This window comes from uncultured Algibacter sp., assembly GCF_905480415.1.
Lineage (GTDB): Bacteria > Bacteroidota > Bacteroidia > Flavobacteriales > Flavobacteriaceae > Algibacter_B.
Genome location: NZ_CAJQQI010000153.1, coordinates 1 through 18,520, shown reverse-complemented (window position 1 = coordinate 18,520; position 18,520 = coordinate 1). Strand labels below are relative to the sequence as shown.

Genomic DNA, 18,520 nt, shown 5'->3' with positions numbered 1-18,520 from the left:
TTATGGAAAGAAATAATTTATATCCCGTTTTTTTAAAAGCTAAAAGCCTTAATGTGCTTATTGTTGGCGGTGGTTTTGTTGCGGAAGAAAAGTTGACATTTCTTTTAAAATCTAGTCCTGATGCACATGTAACTATGGTGTCTCCAATGTTTAGAGAAGGAACCATAGAGCTTGCAAAAAAAGGATGTGTTACTTTAGTCAAAGATAAATACAAAAAAAGGTATTTAAAAGGAAAGCATATCGTGGTGGCAACGACTGATATTCCTTCGGTTAACGTTAAAGTTTATAAACATTGCAGAAAAAGAAGCATTCTTGTAAATGTTGCCGATAACCCTCCATATTGCGATTTTTATATGGGAGGCATTGTAACAAAAGGAAATGTGAAAGTTGCGATTTCAACAAATGGAAAATCGCCAACAACAGCTAAACGTTTACGTCAGTTTTTTGAGGATGTAATTCCTGAAAATGTAGATGATTTAGTTAAGAATTTAAACGAATACAGAAAAACAATAAAAGGTGATTTCGAAGAAAAAGTGGAAACACTAAATGAATTTACAAAAGGATTAATTGAAAAAAAAGAATCATAAAATGATTAAGACTGATATACTTATCATAGGAGCTGGGCCAACAGGGCTATTCACTGTATTTGAAGCAGGGTTATTAAAATTAAAATGTCATTTAATTGATGCATTACCACAACCGGGTGGACAATGTTCGGAGATTTATCCTAAAAAACCAATTTATGATATTCCGGGTTTTCCAGAGATTTTAGCTGGAGATTTAACCAAAAATTTATTAGAACAAGGAAAACAGTTTGAGCCCGGATTTACTTTAGGAGAGCGTGCTGAGACCATAAAAAAACAAGACGATGGTTCGTTTATAGTTACTACAAATAAAGGCACGCGGCATCATGCGCCAATAGTAGCAATTGCGGGCGGCTTAGGGTCCTTTGAGCCTAGGAAACCAGCTATAGAAGGTATTGTAGGTTATGAAGACAATGGTGTTGAATACATTATTAAAGATCCTGAGTTTTATAGAAATAAACGTGTGGTTATTTCTGGCGGTGGAGATTCTGCTCTTGATTGGAGTATTTTTTTAACCGATGTAGCTTCCAGCGTCACATTAATTCATAGAAGGAATGAATTTAGAGGTGCTTTAGATTCAGTTGAAAAAGTAGGTGAATTAACTAAAGCGGGTAAGATAAATTTAATTACACCAGCTGAGGTAAAAGAATTACATGGAGATGGACAAATTGAAGCTATTACTTATGTGAGAGATGGGGAATCAACTAAACTGGAAACCGATCACTTTATTCCACTATTCGGCTTATCTCCAAAATTAGGCCCTATCGGAAACTGGGGATTAGACATTGAAAAAAATGCTATCAAAGTTGATAATTCTCTAAATTACCAAACAAACATTCCTGGAATATTTGCTATTGGTGATGTAAACACGTATCCAGAGAAATTGAAGTTAATTCTTTGTGGTTTCCATGAGGCAACATTAATGATTCAAGCTGCTTATAGGATTATCAATCCAGGTAAAAGATTAGTGTTGAAATATACAACGGTTAGTGGTATTGATGGTTTTGATGGTACTCGTAAAGAAGCGCCTAAAGTAGTTATTCAAGCAATTAAGTAATTATAAAGGTCTGTTAGACATTTAAAAGATAATAGGTCTAAAAAACAAATATATTTTACAAACCTACAAGGCTTCAAAAACCTTGTAGGTGTTTTTATTTAAAAGATGAAACATACATAACTAAGGTTTAAAACCTTTGGGAATGGTTAAATGGATGTCGCATGTGAAAAATAAAAAATATAAGCACATGAAAAGTTATAACGTTTGCCTTAAAGACACTGCAAAAACATTCACTAAAAGATTGTTTTATTCCTTGTTTGATTGTGAGCAAGAAGAAGTTCATGGGGATTATTTAGAAAAAACATTTCTTAAAATAGTTTCTAAATTAGAGATAGATAATGGAAACAAAATTTGGGCAATATTTAAAACCCAGCTTCCAGAGATTAGAAGGAAACTAGATCTTGATGCCATTGCATTTGAAAAGAATGATCCTGCTTCGCATTCTTTAGCAGAGATATACATGGCCTACCCCGGTTTTTATGCAATCTCAATCTATAGGCTGAGCCACGCATTTTATAAGCTTGGGGTTTATATTTTACCAAGAATGATGAGTGAGTATATTCATGGTATTACAGGTGTAGATATTCATCCGGGAGCCACTATTGGTGAATCGTTTTATATTGACCATGGTACTGGTATTGTGATTGGAGAAACATCTATTATCGGAGTTGACGTTAAGATTTATCAAGGTGTAACCTTAGGAGGTATTTCAGTAGCTAAAAGTTTGGCCTCCACAAAAAGACACCCAACTATTGAGGACAATGTATGCATCTATGCCAATGCAACCATTCTAGGAGGAGATATTATTATAGGGGCAAATAGTGTTATTGGTGCTAACGTCTGGATTACAGAATCGGTTCCTGAAAATTCGTTAGTAACTTATCAAACAGAAATTAAAATAAGACCAAAAAAGAATGGAATTCGAAAATAGTATTATTGGTCAAATTGGCAATACACCTTTAGTTGAAGCAACACATCTTATTTCGAAAAAAGGGGTCAGGTTGTTTTTAAAATTAGAAGGTAATAACCCTGGAGGAAGTGTAAAAGACAGACCAGCGTTTAATATGATTAATGAAGCTTTAAAACGTGGTGAGATAAAAAAAGGAGGAACCTTAGTTGAAGCTACAAGTGGAAATACAGGAATTGCTTTGGCTTTTATTTCGAAGCTTTTAGGACTGAAAATGGTTCTAATTATGCCTGAGAATTCTACGGAAGAACGCGTTAAAACTATGCGTGCTTATGGTGCTGAGGTGATTTTAACATCTGCTGATGTTGGTATTGAAGGCTCCAGAGATTTGGCTTTTAAACTTAGAGACGAAAAAGGTTATACGTTGTTGAATCAGTTTGAAAATGATGACAATTGGAAGGCACATTACAAAACTACTGGACCAGAAATATGGGAAGCCACTGAAGGAAAAGTTACTCATTTTGTGGCCGCCATGGGGACTACAGGAACTATAACAGGAACATCGACATACTTAAAAGAAAAAAATAAGAATATTATGATTGTAGGCGGGCAACCTGCTGACGGAGCAAGAATTCCAGGGATTAGAAAATGGTCGCCAGATTATGTGCCAAAGTTTTTCGATCCTAAAAAAGTGGATATAGTGTTAGATGTTTCAGAAAAGAATGCCAAGGCTATGGCCATAAGATTAGCGAGAGAAGAAGGTGTTTTTGCAGGAATGAGTAGTGGTGGTTCAGTATATTGCGCATTAAAAATAGCAGATTCTATAGATAAAGGCGTTATTGTTGCGATTATTTGCGATATAGGCGATAGATATTTATCATCATCACTTTTTGAATAATAAGGGGCGATTTTTATCAAATTAGTGTGAATAAAGTAATTTAGTTAGTATTTTTGTTCTCGAGTTCATTAACGTATTAGTGTTATCAAGAAAGGTAGAGGGATTAGACCCATTGAAGCCTTGGCAACCCTTTAGCTTTTAAAGAAGGTGCTAAATTCTACTAATAATTTTAATGATTATTGGAAAGATAACGAAAAGTGTTTTTTCCACTTTTCTTGATGACATACAGATATAAATAATATCAAAATGTCAAATATAAAACAAGCTTTACAAGATCGTATTTTAGTGCTAGATGGCGCCATGGGTACCATGTTGCAAGCTTACAAATTTACTGAGAAAGATTTTAGAGGCGAGCGCTTTAAAGATTACCCAACACCACTACAAGGTAATAACGATTTATTGTCTATTACTCAGCCAGAAGCTATTAAAACCATTCATGGGAAATATTTTGAAGTAGGTGCAGATATTGTTGAAACCAACACGTTTTCAGGAACTACTATCGCTATGGCTGATTACCAAATGGAAGATTTGGTATATGAACTCAATTACCAGTCGGCTAAAATAGCTAAAGAAGTTGCTGATGAATTTACTGCTAAAGAACCTCATAAACCTCGGTTTGTTGCAGGATCTATTGGGCCAACAAATAGAACGGCGAGTATGTCGCCAGATGTGAATGATCCTGGCTATAGAGCGGTAACATTTGATGAATTAAGAATGGCTTACAAACAACAAGTCGAAGCTTTAGTAGATGGTGGTGTGGATTTATTATTAGTAGAAACGGTTTTTGATACGTTGAATGCTAAGGCAGCATTATTTGCAATTGAAGAGGTGAAAGATGAAAGAAGTATTGATATTCCAATTATGTTAAGTGGAACTATTACAGATGCTTCTGGAAGAACATTATCAGGACAAACAGCCGAGGCGTTTTTAATATCAGTATCTCACATTCCATTATTATCTGTTGGGTTTAATTGTGCATTAGGTGCAAATTTATTACAACCACATCTAGAAGCGATTGCCAATAAAACAGATTTTGCTATTTCTGCGCATCCAAATGCAGGTTTGCCAAATGCTTTTGGAGAATATGATGAAACTCCAGATGAAATGGGCGAACAAATCGAAGAATATCTAAAAAAGGATTTAATAAATATTATTGGTGGTTGTTGTGGTACATCGCCAGAGCATATTAGAGTCATTGCAAATATTGCAGCTAAATACAAACCACGTCGTGCTGAATTGGTTTCAGCATCACATTAGATTATAAGTTATGATTCTAGAAGTAGCCACATTAAATATAAAAGAAGGGTTATCAGAAGCTTTTGAAACTAATTTTCAAAAAGCAGAAAAAATTATTGCTTCAATGAAAGGTTACCTCTCGCATCAATTAAAAAAGTGTATCGAGCAAAACGATAAATATATTTTATTAGTGAATTGGGAAACGATAGAAGATCATGAAATTGGATTTCGTAAATCTGAAGAATATCAAGAATGGAGAGCGTTATTGCATCATTTTTATGACCCATTTCCAACAGTAGAACATTATAAGTAATGAAAATAAAACAAACGAAATTCATGAAGTTGTCCGGCTTAGAACCGTTGGTTTTAAACGAAAATAGCAATTTCATAAATGTTGGAGAACGTACTAATGTTGCGGGTTCTCGAAAATTTTTACGATTAATAAAAGAAGAAAAGTTTGATGAAGCTTTAGATATTGCGCGTCATCAAGTGGATGGTGGGGCTCAAATCATAGATATTAATTTTGATGATGGTTTAATTGATGGAAAAGAAGCGATGATTCGTTTTTTAAATCTTATAGCTGCCGAGCCAGATATTTGTAGAGTACCTATCATGATTGATAGTTCTAAATGGGAAATTATTGAAGCTGGACTTCAAGTGGTGCAAGGAAAGTGTGTAGTGAATTCTATTTCGCTTAAAGAAGGTGAAGACAAATTTATTTGGGAAGCAAAACAAATAAAAAGATATGGAGCAGCAGTAATTGTAATGGCTTTTGATGAAACTGGACAAGCAGATAATTATGAAAGGCGTATTGAAATTGCAACACGTTCCTATGATGTTTTAGTTAACAAAGTAGGGTTCCCGTCAGAAGATATCATTTTCGATTTAAATATTTTTCCTGTTGCTACAGGTATGGAAGAGCATCGAAAAAATGCTATCGATTTTATTGAAGCTACACGTTGGGTTCGCCAAAATCTTGAAAACGTTAGTGTAAGTGGAGGTGTGAGTAACGTGTCTTTTTCTTTTAGAGGGAATGATGGTGTTCGTGAAGCGATGCACTCAGTATTTTTATATCATGCGATTCAAGCGGGTATGAATATGGGGATTGTAAATCCTGCGCTTTTAGAGATTTATGATGATATTCCTAAGGATTTGTTGGAGCGTGTAGAGGATGTTATTTTAGATAGAAGAGACGATGCAACAGAACGTTTATTAGATTTTGCTGAAACAGTAAAGGGCTCGAAAGTAGAAAAAGGATTAGATTTAACTTGGAGAGAAAATCCATTACAAGATAGAATAACGCATGCTTTAGTAAAGGGTATTGATGCCTTTATTATTAAAGATATTGAACAAGCAAGAGAAAAAGCAGATAAGCCAATTGAAGTGATTGAAGGTCATTTGATGATTGGAATGAATGTGGTTGGCGATTTATTCGGCGCTGGCAAAATGTTTCTACCGCAAGTAGTAAAATCTGCTCGAGTCATGAAAAAGGCAGTAGGCTATTTGAATCCTTTTATTGAAGCTGAGAAAGGAGATAAACAAGAGCCTGTTGGGAAAATATTAATGGCAACTGTAAAAGGTGATGTGCATGATATTGGTAAAAATATTGTGAGTGTGGTTTTAGCTTGTAATAATTACGAAATAATTGATTTAGGGGTTATGGTATCACCTGAAAAAATTATTGAAACAGCCATAAAGGAACGTGTTGATGCTATTGGTTTATCTGGTTTAATTACACCATCACTTGATGAAATGGTGTATTTAGCGAAGGAAATGCAACGTCAGAATTTTGATTTACCATTACTTATAGGAGGGGCAACAACATCAAAAGCACATACGGCAGTTAAGATTGATACGCAGTATAAAAATGCTGTGGTTCATGTAAATGATGCCTCAAGAGCCGTAACGGTTGTGGGTGATTTGTTGAATAAAAAAACTTCGCATGAGTATGTAGCAAAAATGAAGACGGATTATGATGAATTTAGAACCAAGTTTTTAAAACGAGGTAAAGAGAAATTGTATATATCGATTAATGAAGCACGAGATAGAAAGTATAAAATTGATTGGGAAACTTCTGAAATTGTAAAGCCCAAAGAGTTAGGAGTTCAGATTTTAAAACAATTGAGTTTAAAAGAGTTAGTGCCATTTATAGATTGGAGTCCGTTTTTTAGAAGTTGGGACTTGCATGGTAAATTTCCAGATATTTTGACGGATAAGGTTGTTGGGGATCAAGCTACAACTATGTATGAAGAAGCTCAGGAAATGATTCAAGAGATTATTGCAAAACAACTCTTAAAACCTAAAGCAATTTTTGGATTGTTTGAAGCGAACTCAATTAATGAAGATGATATTTCTATTCAGAAAAAAGGTAAAGAAGTTGCTGTTTTTAGAACCTTGCGTCAGCAATTAAAAAAGCGTGAAGGTATTCCTAATCATGCTTTATCAGATTTTATTATGCCAAAAGAAACTGGTAAAAAAGATTATATGGGAGCGTTTTGCGTCGGGATTTTTGGAGCGCAGGAATTAGCAGATAGTTACAGAGATAAAGAGGATGATTACAACGCGATAATGGCACAAGCCATTGCGGATAGATTTGCTGAAGCTTTTGCAGAATATTTACATAAGCAAGTGAGAACAAAACATTGGGGTTATGCCTCAAATGAAGATCTTTCTAACCAAGATTTGATAAAAGAAAGCTATAAAGGCATTCGGCCAGCGCCAGGATATCCTGCATGTCCGGACCATTTAGAAAAAGAAACGATTTGGGAATTGTTAGAAGTTGAAAAATTAATTGGTGTAAAATTAACCGAAAGTTTAGCGATGTGGCCAGCGGCGGCAGTATCGGGTTATTATTTTGGAAACCCAGAAGCTAAATATTTTGGTTTAGGTAAAATTACGGATGACCAAGTAACGGATTATGCTATAAGAAAAGGTATTGCAAAGGAGAAAGCTAGAAAGTGGTTACACCCAACTTTAGCCGAAGAGTGAGCATGGTTTAGCGATTGCAACTGTTCGAATATCTGTTGATATTCTTAACCTTTTTTGAAGCACGAAAAAAAGATATAGAGGAAAGCGCGACCCTTGTGGTAACGCAAAAAAAATAAATATTGATAAGGTTCTCTCAATTGTGAGAATGACAAAAGTTAATCGATGAAAGTAACAGATCACATAAAACAGGCAAACGGAAAAACTTTGTTTTCGTTTGAAATTATACCGCCACAGAAAGGTAGAAATATTCAGGAATTGTATAATAATATTGACCCTTTAATGGAGTTTAAGCCACCATTTATTGATGTAACAACATCTAGGGAAGAGTATATTTATATTGATAAAGGTGATGGGCTTTTGGATAGAAAAGTGACACGTATGCGCCCAGGAACGGTTGGTATTTGTGCTGCTATTAAGCATAAATATAATGTGGATACTGTGCCACATGTGCTATGTGGAGGTTTTACAAGGGAAGAAACAGAATATTTGTTGGTTGATTGTCATTACCTTGGTATTGATAATGTTATGGCGTTACGTGGTGATGCAATGAGCCATGAAAAATACTTTGAAGCCTCTAATGGCGGACATAAATTTGCGACTAATTTGGTGGCGCAAATTCAGAATTTAAATACTGGTAAATATTTACATGATGTTATTGAGTCTGAGCATAAATCGAATTTTTGTATTGGTGTTGCTGGTTATCCTGAAAAACACATGGAAGCTCCTTCTTTACAAACAGATTTGAGACGACTTAAGGAAAAAGTGGATGCAGGAGCGGATTATGTTGTGACACAAATGTTTTTTGATAATCAGAAATATTTTAAGTTTCTAGATGCAGCAGCAGCTGCGGGTATTAATGTACCTATTATTCCTGGAATTAAACCCATAGCGGTTAAGCGTCATCTACAATTATTACCTCAAGTTTTTAAAATTGATTTGCCAGAAGAATTGATTACCGAAGTTGAAAAATGCAAAGATAATAAGGCGGTAAGGCAAGTTGGTATTGAGTGGGCTATTAAACAATCTGAAGAACTTAGAAAAGCGGGTGTGCCCGTATTACATTATTACTCAATGGGTAAAAGTGATAATATAAAAGCTATTGCATCAAAATTATTTTAATAATTAAGTTATTTTTGCGGCGTAAAACCTATTTATGCGTCAACTGTTTTTATGTGTTTTTTGTTTAGCTTTTGGCTTTTCTTTTTCTCAAGACAAGACACATACATCCTATGTTGATGTTAACTATTTTCAAGGAAATATAGCGCTTCACAATAACGAAATTCTCCATTTGATTAAAGGACATCCTGAAGGCTTTATTTTAGGTTGGAATAAAAAAACATTTGGTTTTGAAGACTGGGAACAGCGTTATAATTATCCAGATTACGGATTTTCTTTGGCTTATCAAAACATGAAGAATGATGTTTTAGGAAATAATTTTTCACTTTATGCACACTATAATTTTTACTTTTTAAAGCGAAACTTAATGTTTCGAATTGGTCAAGGTATGGCTCATAATACCAATCCCTATAACAGAGAAACTAACTTTAAAAACGTAGCATTTGGCTCTAAATTTGGGAGTAGTACTTTTGTGATGTTGAATTATAAAAAGGAACGTATTTTTGATAAGTTTGGTTTACAAGCCGGGTTTTCTTTGATTCATTATTCTAATGCTAATGTGAAATCGCCAAATAACGGAACGAATTCTATAACATATAATGTAGGTGTGACTTACAGCTTAGATGATGAAGATTTAGAATATCAATACACTATTGATAAAAAACAAGATCAAGTTTTTTCTGAACCTATTAAATATAATTTTGCTTTTAGAACAGGAATTAATGAAAGTGATATTTTTGGAAGTGGGCAATATGCGATGTATATCTTGTCTGCTTATGCCGATAAGCGGATAAATAAATCAAGTGCTTTGCAATTAGGAACAGATGTCTTTTTCTCAAACTTCTTAAAAGAATTCATTTATTATAGAAGTGTTGCGTTTCCTAATCAGGGTGTCTCTGGAGATGAAGACCATAAACGTATTGGTATTTTTGCTGGGCATGAATTGTTTCTAAATAAAACATCGTTAATTACACAATTAGGTTATTATGTATATTATCCTTTTGATTTTGAAGGTAGGACATACGTTAGGATAGGTTTGAAACGGTATTTTGCTAAAAAGTGGTTTGGTGCTTTAACACTCAAATCTCATGGTGCTAAAGCAGAAGGTGTTGAATTTGGAGTAGGCGTAAGATTATGAGAAAATTATCATTCATATTATCATTTTTATTAATTATCGCTTGTGATATTGAAGATACTGGTGACTGTTTTCAAAAGGCTGGACCTATTATTCAACAGGAGATAATCGTTTCTAGTTTTGATAAGATTTTAGTGAACCGAGATATTGAGTTAATTATTAAAGAAGGAATTACTCAAAGTGTGATTATTGAAACGGGAAAGAATTTGATTAATGATGTTGTGGCTGAAGTTGTTGATGGCAGATTAACTTTAACTGATAATAATACGTGTAACTATATTAGAGATTATGGTATTACTAAAGTTTATGTAACATCCTCTAGTATTACTGAAATACGAAGTTCAACACAATATGAAATAAGTTCTGATGGTGTTTTAAGCTATCCTAGTTTAACAGTGTTATCTGAAGATTTTAGTGCTCCTGAATCTTTTAATGTTGGTGATTTTAGGTTGCAAATTGACAACACTAATTTTAACTTGGTATTTAATAATCTATCTGTATGTTATATTATTGGACAAACAGATAATTTGAATATTACATTTGCAGCAGGAACTTCTCGATTTGAAGGCCGAAATTTAATAGCCCAAAAAGTTACTTTGTCAAACAGAGGTTCAAACGATATGATTGTAAATCCGCAACAAGAAATTAAAGGTAAAATTTCTGGTATTGGAGATGTTATTTCAGTAAACGTACCACCAATTATTAATGTTGAAGAAGTTTATAGAGGACGATTAATTTTCGAATAACTCCATCGATTGTTTTGCAATTTCTAGTTCTTCATTTGTTGGGATAACTAATACTTTTACTTTTGATGCATCAGTGCTAACAACGGTCAATTTGTCTGGTCTTACTTGATTTTTATTAATATCTAGAATTATTCCTAAATAGTCCAAATCTTCGCAAACGCGTTGTCTCATTTCAGGTGAGTTTTCGCCTATACCGGCAGTAAAAACAATAGCATCCAACCCGTTCATGATTGCAGCATAACTTCCAATATATTTTTTTATGCGATAAGCATTCATTTGTAAAGCAAGCTTACAATCTTTATTTCCTTTTTCGGCTCCAGCTTGAATATCTCTTAAGTCGCTAAACCCTGTTAAGCCCAACATACCACTTTTGTTTTGTAAAAGTGAATTGATTTCATCTAGACTATAATTGAATTTTTTTGCTAAATGAAATATTATAGATTGATCAATATCTCCAGAACGTGTACCCATAATAAGACCGTTAACTGGTGAAAACCCTAATGTATGGTCAATACTTTTTCCGTTTTTAATAGCAGTCATACTGCAACCATTACCTAAGTGAATGGTGATGATTTTTGAATTTTGTTTCCCTAAATATTCAATAGCTTTTTCTGAAACGTATTTATGACTAGTTCCATGAAAACCGTACAAACGAATATTGTGTTTTTCTAAAAACTCATTTGGAATGGCATATTTATAAGCATGCTCAGGGATAGATTGATGAAAAGCTGTATCAAAAACAGCTACTTGTTTTGCGTTTGGAAATATAGCTTCAGCAACTTCAATACCTTCCAGATTTGCTGGATTGTGCAAAGGTGCTAGCGAAGACAGTGCTTTTATTTTTTCTTTAACAACTTGAGTGATTTCAGTTGTATTACTAAAATGTTTTCCACCATGAACAACACGATGCCCCACAATATCAATGGCATCTGCAGATTTGATAATACCAGTTTCTTTATCTAATAATTGTTTAGATAACAATTCTAAACCAACTTTATGGTTTGGTATAGCAGCAACAACTTCAATAGTATTTTTGTCAGTTTTGAATATGAATTTGGCGTCATCAAAACCAATACGCTCAATTAAACCAGAACAAAGAATCTTTTTTTCTGGCATTGAAAATAATTGAAATTTTAAGGAAGAACTTCCCGAATTTAAAACAAGTACTTGCATAAGTTAAAAGTCTTGGGCTTGAATTGCGGTTATAATTACAGTGCTATAAATATCATCAGCAGTACAGCCTCTGCTTAAATCGTTTACCGGTTTGTTTAAACCTTGAAGCATTGGTCCAATAGCTAATGCCCCGGTTTCGCGCTGTACCGCTTTATAAGTATTATTACCTGTGTTTAAATCAGGAAAAATTAAAACACTTGCTTGTCCTGCAACTTCAGAATCAGGTAATTTGCTTTTACCAATACGCATATCCACTGCTGCGTCATATTGTATAGGACCTTCAATTTTTAAATTTGGTGCTTGTGCTTTTGCGATTTCGGTTGCTTTTCTAACACGTTCAACATCTTCACCTTTACCAGAGGCGCCAGAGGAATAAGATAACATAGCAACTTTGGGTTCAACGCCAAAATCTTGAGCAGTTTTTGCTGATGAAATAGCAATTTCGGCTAATTGTTTTGCATTAGGATTTGGATTAATTGCGCAATCTCCAAAAATTGAAACGCGATCTTCTAAACACATAAAGAAAACCGACGATACAATGTTAACTCCTGGTTTAGTCTTTATAAATTGTAATGCAGGACGTAAAGTGTGGGCTGTAGTATGCACAGCACCAGAAACCATACCATCTGCGTGCCCTTTATAAATCATCATGGTGCCAAAATACGATACGTCCGTCATAGCATCTTTAGCCATGTCTAAGTTTACACCTTTATGTTTTCTTAGTTCATAAAATGTATTTACGTAATCCTTAAAGTGTGGCGATTCAATTGGGTTAACAATATTTACATCATTAATGTCTAAAGATATGTCATAGTTTTCTATTCGTTCTTTAATTTTTTCTTTTTCACCAATTAAAGTTAACTCCACAACATGTGCATCAATCAATCTTGCAGCAGCTTTTAACACTCTTTCATCATCACCTTCAGGCAGTACAATATGTTTTTTATCCTTTAAGGCACGTTGCAACAAATTGTATTGAAACATTCTTGGAGTAAATATATCGGATCTAAACGTGATTAAATCGTTGGCTAATTTATCAGTATCAACATGCTTTTCAAAGGTTGCAATTGAGGTCTCGATTTTTTCGATATTTTCGGCATAGATCCTAGACTTAATTTTGCCTATTTCATTGGCGACAGAGAAGGTTCCTCCTTTAACGCTAATTATTGGAACTATACTTGATAACCCTTCAATTAGTTTTAAAATGGATACTTCGGGCATTAAACCACCTGTTAAAATAATTCCAGAAATTTTTGGATAGTTTTTTGATCTATTGGCTTGAAGTGAGCCTAAAATAATATCTGCTCTGTCTCCTGCTGTTATTACCAAACAATCGTCTTTTAATTGGTTAAGATAATTACGGAGTTGCATTGTGGCCACATTAAAGTTATCAACTTGATTATTTAGCATGTCATGGCCAAAAAGAATATTTCCTTTCAATGTTTTTACAATTTCCTTGACTGTAGGACTGGCTAAACTATTGATTTTCGGAATTACGGTAATATCTGTACCACTATTTATTCGTGCTTTTAAAAGCGATTTTAAAGTCGATACCTCATCTGGATTGATTTTGTTGGTCATTATTGAGAGCACATCTACTTCTTCTTTAAAAGTATCATGCGCCAACTGAACATTATCAACGACATCAGACAGCAATTTCCCATCACCTTGTGAAACAATTATGGCAGGTAACCCTAAATTTTTAGAAATTAAAAGATTAATATCTAATTCTAAGCTGGAATTTTCATGTGAAAAATCAGTTCCTTCTACCAAAATAAAATCAAAACGCTCCTCAAGATTTTTATACTTCTTAATGATTTCGTCAATAACTTTACCAGATTTTCCTTGGTTATATAAATCTAGAACCTGACTTCTTGTAAAAGCATAGGTTTTTTTATAATTAATGTCAATTTCAAAATAAGATACGACGGTGTTAATATGGTTATCCATTTCACCAACTTTGATGTCTTCAATAATAGGTCTAAAGTATCCTACTTTGGCAGTTTTACCTAATAGCATTCGCATTAGGCCAAGTACAACAACAGATTTACCACTATTAGGCTCTATGGTTGCTACATAAATTCCTTTACTCATTTTAATCTTTTTGTAGAATTACAAATATAGCTATTGCTCATTTTTATTACAATTTAACTATGCTTATTTAGTTTTTAACATTACAAAATTAATGTCTTAAAGGCTGGAGTATGATGATATTTGTCATACTTCAAAATATATTTAGAAAATGATAATGATACAGTTCTAATTATTTAGTCGTTAAATCTCTGAATAAAGACTCTAAGCTTGTGTTCTTTTGATTAAGTTGTAGAATTTTTAATTGATTATCATGTGCAAAATCAAAAACATAAGAGCGCATATCGTCAGAAGTTTTAAAAGTGATTTCATAAACAAAATCATGAGTATTAACTACTTTTTTTATATTCGGAAGGTTGAGTAAAAGAGAATCTTCTATACGATAATCGAACTCGACAATAACTACTTGTTCTTTTTCGTTTCTAAGATTTTTTAGCTTTTTGTCGGCAACAATTTTACCATTATTTATAATGATAACTCGGTCGCACATCGCTTCAACTTCCTGCATGATATGTGTTGACAGAAATACAGTTTTTGTTTTTCCAACAGATTTAATTAAGTTACGAATATCAATTAGTTGATTTGGATCTAAGCCCGTAGTAGGTTCATCTAAAATTAAAACTTCAGGATCATGCAATAAGGCATTAGCTAAACCCACACGCTGGCGATAGCCTTTTGATAACTGACCAATTTTCTTGTTAACTTCAGGCATGAGGCCGGTTAATTCAATAACTTCATTAATGCGACGTTTACTTACGCCGTATATATTTGCATTAAATGCTAAATACTCTTTAACGTACTGCTCTAAATATAAAGGGTTGTGCTCTGGAAGGTAGCCAACACTTTGTTGAACTTCTTTTGAATTGGTATCTACATTATAACCATTTATTTTGGCGTAACCTTCATTTGCTTTTAAGTAAGTAGTTAAAATTTTCATCATGGTTGATTTACCGGCACCATTTGGACCTAAGAAACCAACAATTTCTGGCTTATCAACTTTAAAAGAGATATTATTTAAAGCTTTTTGATTACCGTAAATTTTTGATACTCCATCAACTTCAATAGACATATATAAAATAGTTTGTTCAAAAATAATGATTATCCAATGTAATATGTGATTTACTATAAAATCTTTAAAACTTTTGATAAAAACTAAAAAAAGGTTTTATAGTATTTTGATTTCTTAAATAATTAATTACTTTAGCCACTCAATTATTACGATGACAGGACATTATACATATTTTAACAATTGGTTTTATTTCTTTTTTAGCAAAAGAAGCGAGGCGTTGTGTGTATAATTTAAAACATAAATTAACATTATAAGTCTCGATGAAAATCGAGACTTTTTTTTGTTTAGCCGTTAATAGATTGAATAGGAACAATAGAAATTTTAAATTTTAAATTAAATTTTGATAAAAACAGTAGCTATACAAGGTGTAAAAGGATCATTCCACCACATAGTATCACAAGAGTTTTTTAGTAAACCTGTTGATTTTATTGAGTGTATGACGTTCGATAGCGTTGTAGATTCTTTAACTACCCAGTCATGCGATGCTGCAATTATGGCTCTAGAGAATTCTATTGCAGGTTCTATAATTCCTAATTATGCATTAATTGATAAATATGGTTTGCATATAGTTGGTGAACATTATTTGGATATTCAACATAATTTAATGGCATTGCCAAATCAAAGTATTGCTGATATTAAAGAAGTGTATTCACATCCTATGGCATTATTGCAATGTAAAGAGTTTTTTAAATCACATTCGCACATCAAACTAGTTGAAGATAAAGATACTGCCGAAGTAGCAAAACGGATTCAAGAAAAAAAATTAACTGGTGTTGGTGCCATTGCAAGTGTTGCCGCTGCTGAAATTTTTGAGTTAGATGTTTTGGCACATAGTATACAAACGATTAGGCATAATGAAACCCGTTTTGTAATAGTTAAACGGACCAATTCTGAAGTGCCAGAAAATGAAATAAATAAAGCTTCTATGAAATTTGAGGCCAACCATAAGCGGGGAAGTCTAGCAACAATTTTGAATGTGATGAGCGATTGTAAATTGAATCTAACAAAAATTCAATCTTTGCCAATTGTTGAAACACCATGGAAGTATGCCTTTTTTGTTGATGTTACGTTTGAAAGTTATGACGATTTCAAAAAAGCAAAGTCTATTATAGATATTATGGGGGAGGAATTTAAAGTGTTAGGAGAATATAAAAATGCTAAGTTATGATTGAGGCAGCGAACAGATTGCAAACTGTTGAAGAATACTACTTTTCAAAGAAATTAAGAGAAGTGAATTTGCTTATTGCAAGTGGTAAACCTGTTATTAATTTAGGTATTGGTAGCCCAGATATGCAACCACCAAAAAAAGTGTTGTCTGCTATTTCAGCAAGTTTTGAAAACCCTATTGCTCATAAATATCAGAGTTATCAAGGGCTTCCAGAACTTAGAGATGCTATATCAAGGTTTTATAAAGAACATTTTTCGGTAAACTTAAGTTCAGGCACAGAGATTTTGCCATTGATGGGAAGTAAGGAAGGTATTATGCATATTTCCATGGCATATTTAAATGAAGGAGATGAAGTACTTATTCCCAATCCAGGATACCCAACTTATCAATCTGTAGCAAAACTAGTAGGCGCAAAAGGTGTGCTTTATGAACTTGATGAGGCCAACAACTGGATGCCAGATTTTAAAGCTTTAGAACGCTTAGATTTAAGTAAAGTGAAGTTGATGTGGGTTAACTATCCGCATATGCCAACAGGTGCAAAAGCTAGTAAATTTGTATTTGAAGAATTAGTAGCCTTTGGAAAGCGTCACAATATTTTAATTGTAAATGATAATCCATATAGTTTTATATTAAATGATTCGCCTAAAAGTATTTTAAGTGTTGAAGGCGCAAAGGATGTGTGTTTAGAATTGAATTCTTTAAGTAAGACCTTTAATATGTCAGGTTGGCGTGTAGGTATGGTAATGGGAGCTAGCGAGCATATTAATAATATTTTGAAAGTAAAAAGTAATATGGATTCTGGTATGTTTTACGGCATACAAAAAGGAGCGATTGAAGCGATGAAATGTTCAAATATGTGGTTCGCTACTTTGAATAATGTGTATAAAGAACGTAGAAATTTAGTTTGGCAATTAGCGGATGCGTTAAATTGTACTTACGATAAGGATGCATCAGGACTTTTTGTTTGGGCAAAATTACCAGCATATGTAAAGTCTGAAGAGTTTATCGATTTGGTGTTAAAGGAGAATCATATTTTCATAACACCAGGAACCATTTTTGGAACAAAAGGAGAAGGTTACATCAGGTTTTCTTTATGTGCATCAACCGAAGTTTTAGAAGAAGCTATAGCTCGAGTAAAATAGTATGAAAAATATATACGCCATAGGAGTTGGTTTAATAGGAGGTAGTCTTGCTATAGATATCAAAAAGAATAATCCAGATGTGGTTATTCATGGTATTAGTAGAAAAGATTCAACCCTAGATAAAGCTTTGGAGTTAAAGCTAATTGATAAAAAGGCCACTTTAGATGATATTGAAAATGCGGATTTAGTAATTGTTTCAATTCCTGTTGATGCTACTGTTAAACTATTGCCTACTATTTTAGATAAAGTATCTGATACAGGCCTAGTTGTTGATGCAGGTTCTACTAAAGAAGATATATGTAAAGCTGTTGAAAATCATCCAAAGCGAAGAAATTTTTTAGCAATGCATCCTATTGCTGGAACAGAACATTCAGGGCCAACTGCAGCTATTGAAGGTTTGTTTCAAGGAAAAACGAATATTGTTTGTGAAGTTGAAAAAACAACATTCAAACTTCAAGAAAAAGCATTAAAGTTGTTTACTGACATTGGAATGCGTATTCGTTATATGAATCCTGTAGATCATGATAAACATATAGCCTACGTATCACATTTATCGCATATTAGTGCTTTTATGTTAGGAAAAACAGTTATTGAGAAAGAAAAAAACGAGCGTGACATTTTTGACATGGCAGGTAGTGGATTTGCTTCAACGGTGCGTTTAGCTAAAAGTTCTCCAGAAATGTGGACGCCTATTTTTAAGCAAAACAAGACTAATGTTATTGAAACTTTAGAAGAGTACATAAACAATCTCGCCCATTTTAAGAAGTTAATGGAACAAGACGATTTTGAGGCTATTTTCAGTGAGATGGAAAGCACAAATCATATTAAAGATATTTTAAAAGGAATTAGTTAAGAATAAAATTATGGAAAACAAAAAAGAAATGAGAACCTGGTTAGATGATTTAAATTTAGATCATCCGTTAGTCATTGCAGGTCCATGTAGCGCAGAAACGGAAGAGCAAGTATTAAAAATTGCTCACGAATTGAAAGATACAGACGTAAGCTATTTTAGAGCAGGTATATGGAAACCAAGAACAAGACCAGGAATGTTTGAAGGTGTTGGAGAAATTGGTTTAAGATGGTTAAAGAAGGTAAAAGAAGAAACAGGTATGAAAACCTGTACAGAAGTTGCAAATGCAGCGCACGTAAAGTTAGCTTTGGAACATGATGTAGATTTATTATGGATTGGTGCGCGTACAGCCGTTTCTCC

At 33.5% G+C, this 18,520-nt stretch carries 16 protein-coding genes, 1 pseudogene and 1 riboswitch; of the genes and pseudogenes, 14 read left to right on the top strand and 3 right to left on the bottom strand.

The annotated features are described in order from the left end of the window. Window positions 1–2: 2 nt before the first annotated feature. From QZ260_RS10550 to QZ260_RS10505, 10 genes are all read left to right on the top strand, one after another. Window positions 3–587 carry a bifunctional precorrin-2 dehydrogenase/sirohydrochlorin ferrochelatase gene (locus QZ260_RS10550; RefSeq protein WP_295985932.1) on the top strand — a complete coding sequence of 195 codons (585 nt, stop codon included), beginning with the start codon at window positions 3–5 and terminating at the stop codon, window positions 585–587. A 1-nt stretch (window position 588) separates the two neighbouring features. Further along, complete coding sequence (locus tag QZ260_RS10545) at window positions 589–1,641, top strand: NAD(P)/FAD-dependent oxidoreductase (RefSeq protein WP_295985930.1); 1,053 nt, start codon at window positions 589–591, stop codon at window positions 1,639–1,641. 187 nt (window positions 1,642–1,828) lie between these two features. Further along, the gene (gene epsC, locus QZ260_RS10540; protein WP_295985927.1) at window positions 1,829–2,572 is read left to right on the top strand and encodes a serine O-acetyltransferase EpsC; all 744 of its coding nucleotides are present in this window, start codon (window positions 1,829–1,831) and stop codon (window positions 2,570–2,572) included. Further along, the gene (gene cysM, locus QZ260_RS10535; RefSeq protein WP_295985924.1) at window positions 2,556–3,446 is read left to right on the top strand and encodes a cysteine synthase CysM; all 891 of its coding nucleotides are present in this window, start codon (window positions 2,556–2,558) and stop codon (window positions 3,444–3,446) included. Before epsC ends, cysM begins: the two co-directional genes overlap by 17 nt. Window positions 3,447–3,525: 79 nt before the next feature. Beyond that, window positions 3,526–3,640, top strand: a riboswitch (SAM riboswitch). Window positions 3,641–3,692: 52 nt separating this feature from the next. Continuing rightward, window positions 3,693–4,703, top strand: a complete 1,011-nt coding sequence (locus QZ260_RS10530) for a homocysteine S-methyltransferase family protein (RefSeq protein ID WP_295985922.1) — start codon at window positions 3,693–3,695, stop codon at window positions 4,701–4,703. 10 nt (window positions 4,704–4,713) lie between these two features. Continuing rightward, window positions 4,714–4,995, top strand: coding sequence for an antibiotic biosynthesis monooxygenase (locus QZ260_RS10525; protein ID WP_295985920.1), 282 nt, complete (start codon window positions 4,714–4,716; stop codon window positions 4,993–4,995). Next, window positions 4,995–7,670, top strand: a complete 2,676-nt coding sequence (gene metH, locus QZ260_RS10520) for a methionine synthase (RefSeq protein WP_295985918.1) — start codon at window positions 4,995–4,997, stop codon at window positions 7,668–7,670. Before QZ260_RS10525 ends, metH begins: the two co-directional genes overlap by 1 nt. Before the next feature lie 162 nt (window positions 7,671–7,832). Continuing rightward, window positions 7,833–8,789 (top strand): methylenetetrahydrofolate reductase [NAD(P)H], encoded by a 957-nt coding sequence (gene metF / locus QZ260_RS10515; RefSeq protein WP_295985917.1) that lies wholly within the window; start codon window positions 7,833–7,835, stop codon window positions 8,787–8,789. 34 nt (window positions 8,790–8,823) lie between these two features. Then, window positions 8,824–9,924 (top strand): acyloxyacyl hydrolase, encoded by a 1,101-nt coding sequence (locus QZ260_RS10510; RefSeq protein ID WP_295985915.1) that lies wholly within the window; start codon window positions 8,824–8,826, stop codon window positions 9,922–9,924. After that, window positions 9,921–10,667, top strand: a complete 747-nt coding sequence (locus QZ260_RS10505) for a head GIN domain-containing protein (RefSeq protein WP_295985913.1) — start codon at window positions 9,921–9,923, stop codon at window positions 10,665–10,667. Before QZ260_RS10510 ends, QZ260_RS10505 begins: the two co-directional genes overlap by 4 nt. Here QZ260_RS10505 and QZ260_RS10500 read toward each other — a convergent pair. The 3 genes from QZ260_RS10500 to gldA form a co-directional block, all read right to left on the bottom strand. Beyond that, the gene (locus tag QZ260_RS10500; RefSeq protein WP_295985911.1) at window positions 10,653–11,840 is read right to left on the bottom strand and encodes an acetate kinase; all 1,188 of its coding nucleotides are present in this window, start codon (window positions 11,838–11,840) and stop codon (window positions 10,653–10,655) included. The genes QZ260_RS10505 and QZ260_RS10500 overlap by 15 nt on opposite strands. Window positions 11,841–11,843: 3 nt before the next feature. Beyond that, window positions 11,844–13,934 carry a phosphate acetyltransferase gene (gene pta / locus QZ260_RS10495; RefSeq protein ID WP_295985909.1) on the bottom strand — a complete coding sequence of 697 codons (2,091 nt, stop codon included), beginning with the start codon at window positions 13,932–13,934 and terminating at the stop codon, window positions 11,844–11,846. 169 nt (window positions 13,935–14,103) lie between these two features. Beyond that, entirely contained in the window at window positions 14,104–15,000 is an 897-nt protein-coding gene (gene gldA / locus QZ260_RS10490) for a gliding motility-associated ABC transporter ATP-binding subunit GldA (protein WP_295985907.1), read from the bottom strand. A gap of 340 nt (window positions 15,001–15,340) precedes the next feature. On the opposite strand from gldA, the gene QZ260_RS10485 reads away from it, so the two are divergent. From QZ260_RS10485 to QZ260_RS10470, 4 genes and pseudogenes are all read left to right on the top strand, one after another. Next, the gene (locus tag QZ260_RS10485) at window positions 15,341–16,168 is read left to right on the top strand and encodes a prephenate dehydratase (protein ID WP_295985905.1); all 828 of its coding nucleotides are present in this window, start codon (window positions 15,341–15,343) and stop codon (window positions 16,166–16,168) included. Next, window positions 16,165–17,310, top strand: a complete 1,146-nt coding sequence (locus QZ260_RS10480; RefSeq protein ID WP_295985903.1) for an aminotransferase class I/II-fold pyridoxal phosphate-dependent enzyme — start codon at window positions 16,165–16,167, stop codon at window positions 17,308–17,310. Before QZ260_RS10485 ends, QZ260_RS10480 begins: the two co-directional genes overlap by 4 nt. A 1-nt stretch (window position 17,311) precedes the next feature. Further along, window positions 17,312–18,163 carry a prephenate dehydrogenase gene (locus QZ260_RS10475; RefSeq protein ID WP_295985902.1) on the top strand — a complete coding sequence of 284 codons (852 nt, stop codon included), beginning with the start codon at window positions 17,312–17,314 and terminating at the stop codon, window positions 18,161–18,163. 10 nt (window positions 18,164–18,173) lie between these two features. Next, window positions 18,174–18,520: pseudogene (locus QZ260_RS10470) on the top strand (3-deoxy-7-phosphoheptulonate synthase); the annotation flags it as partial.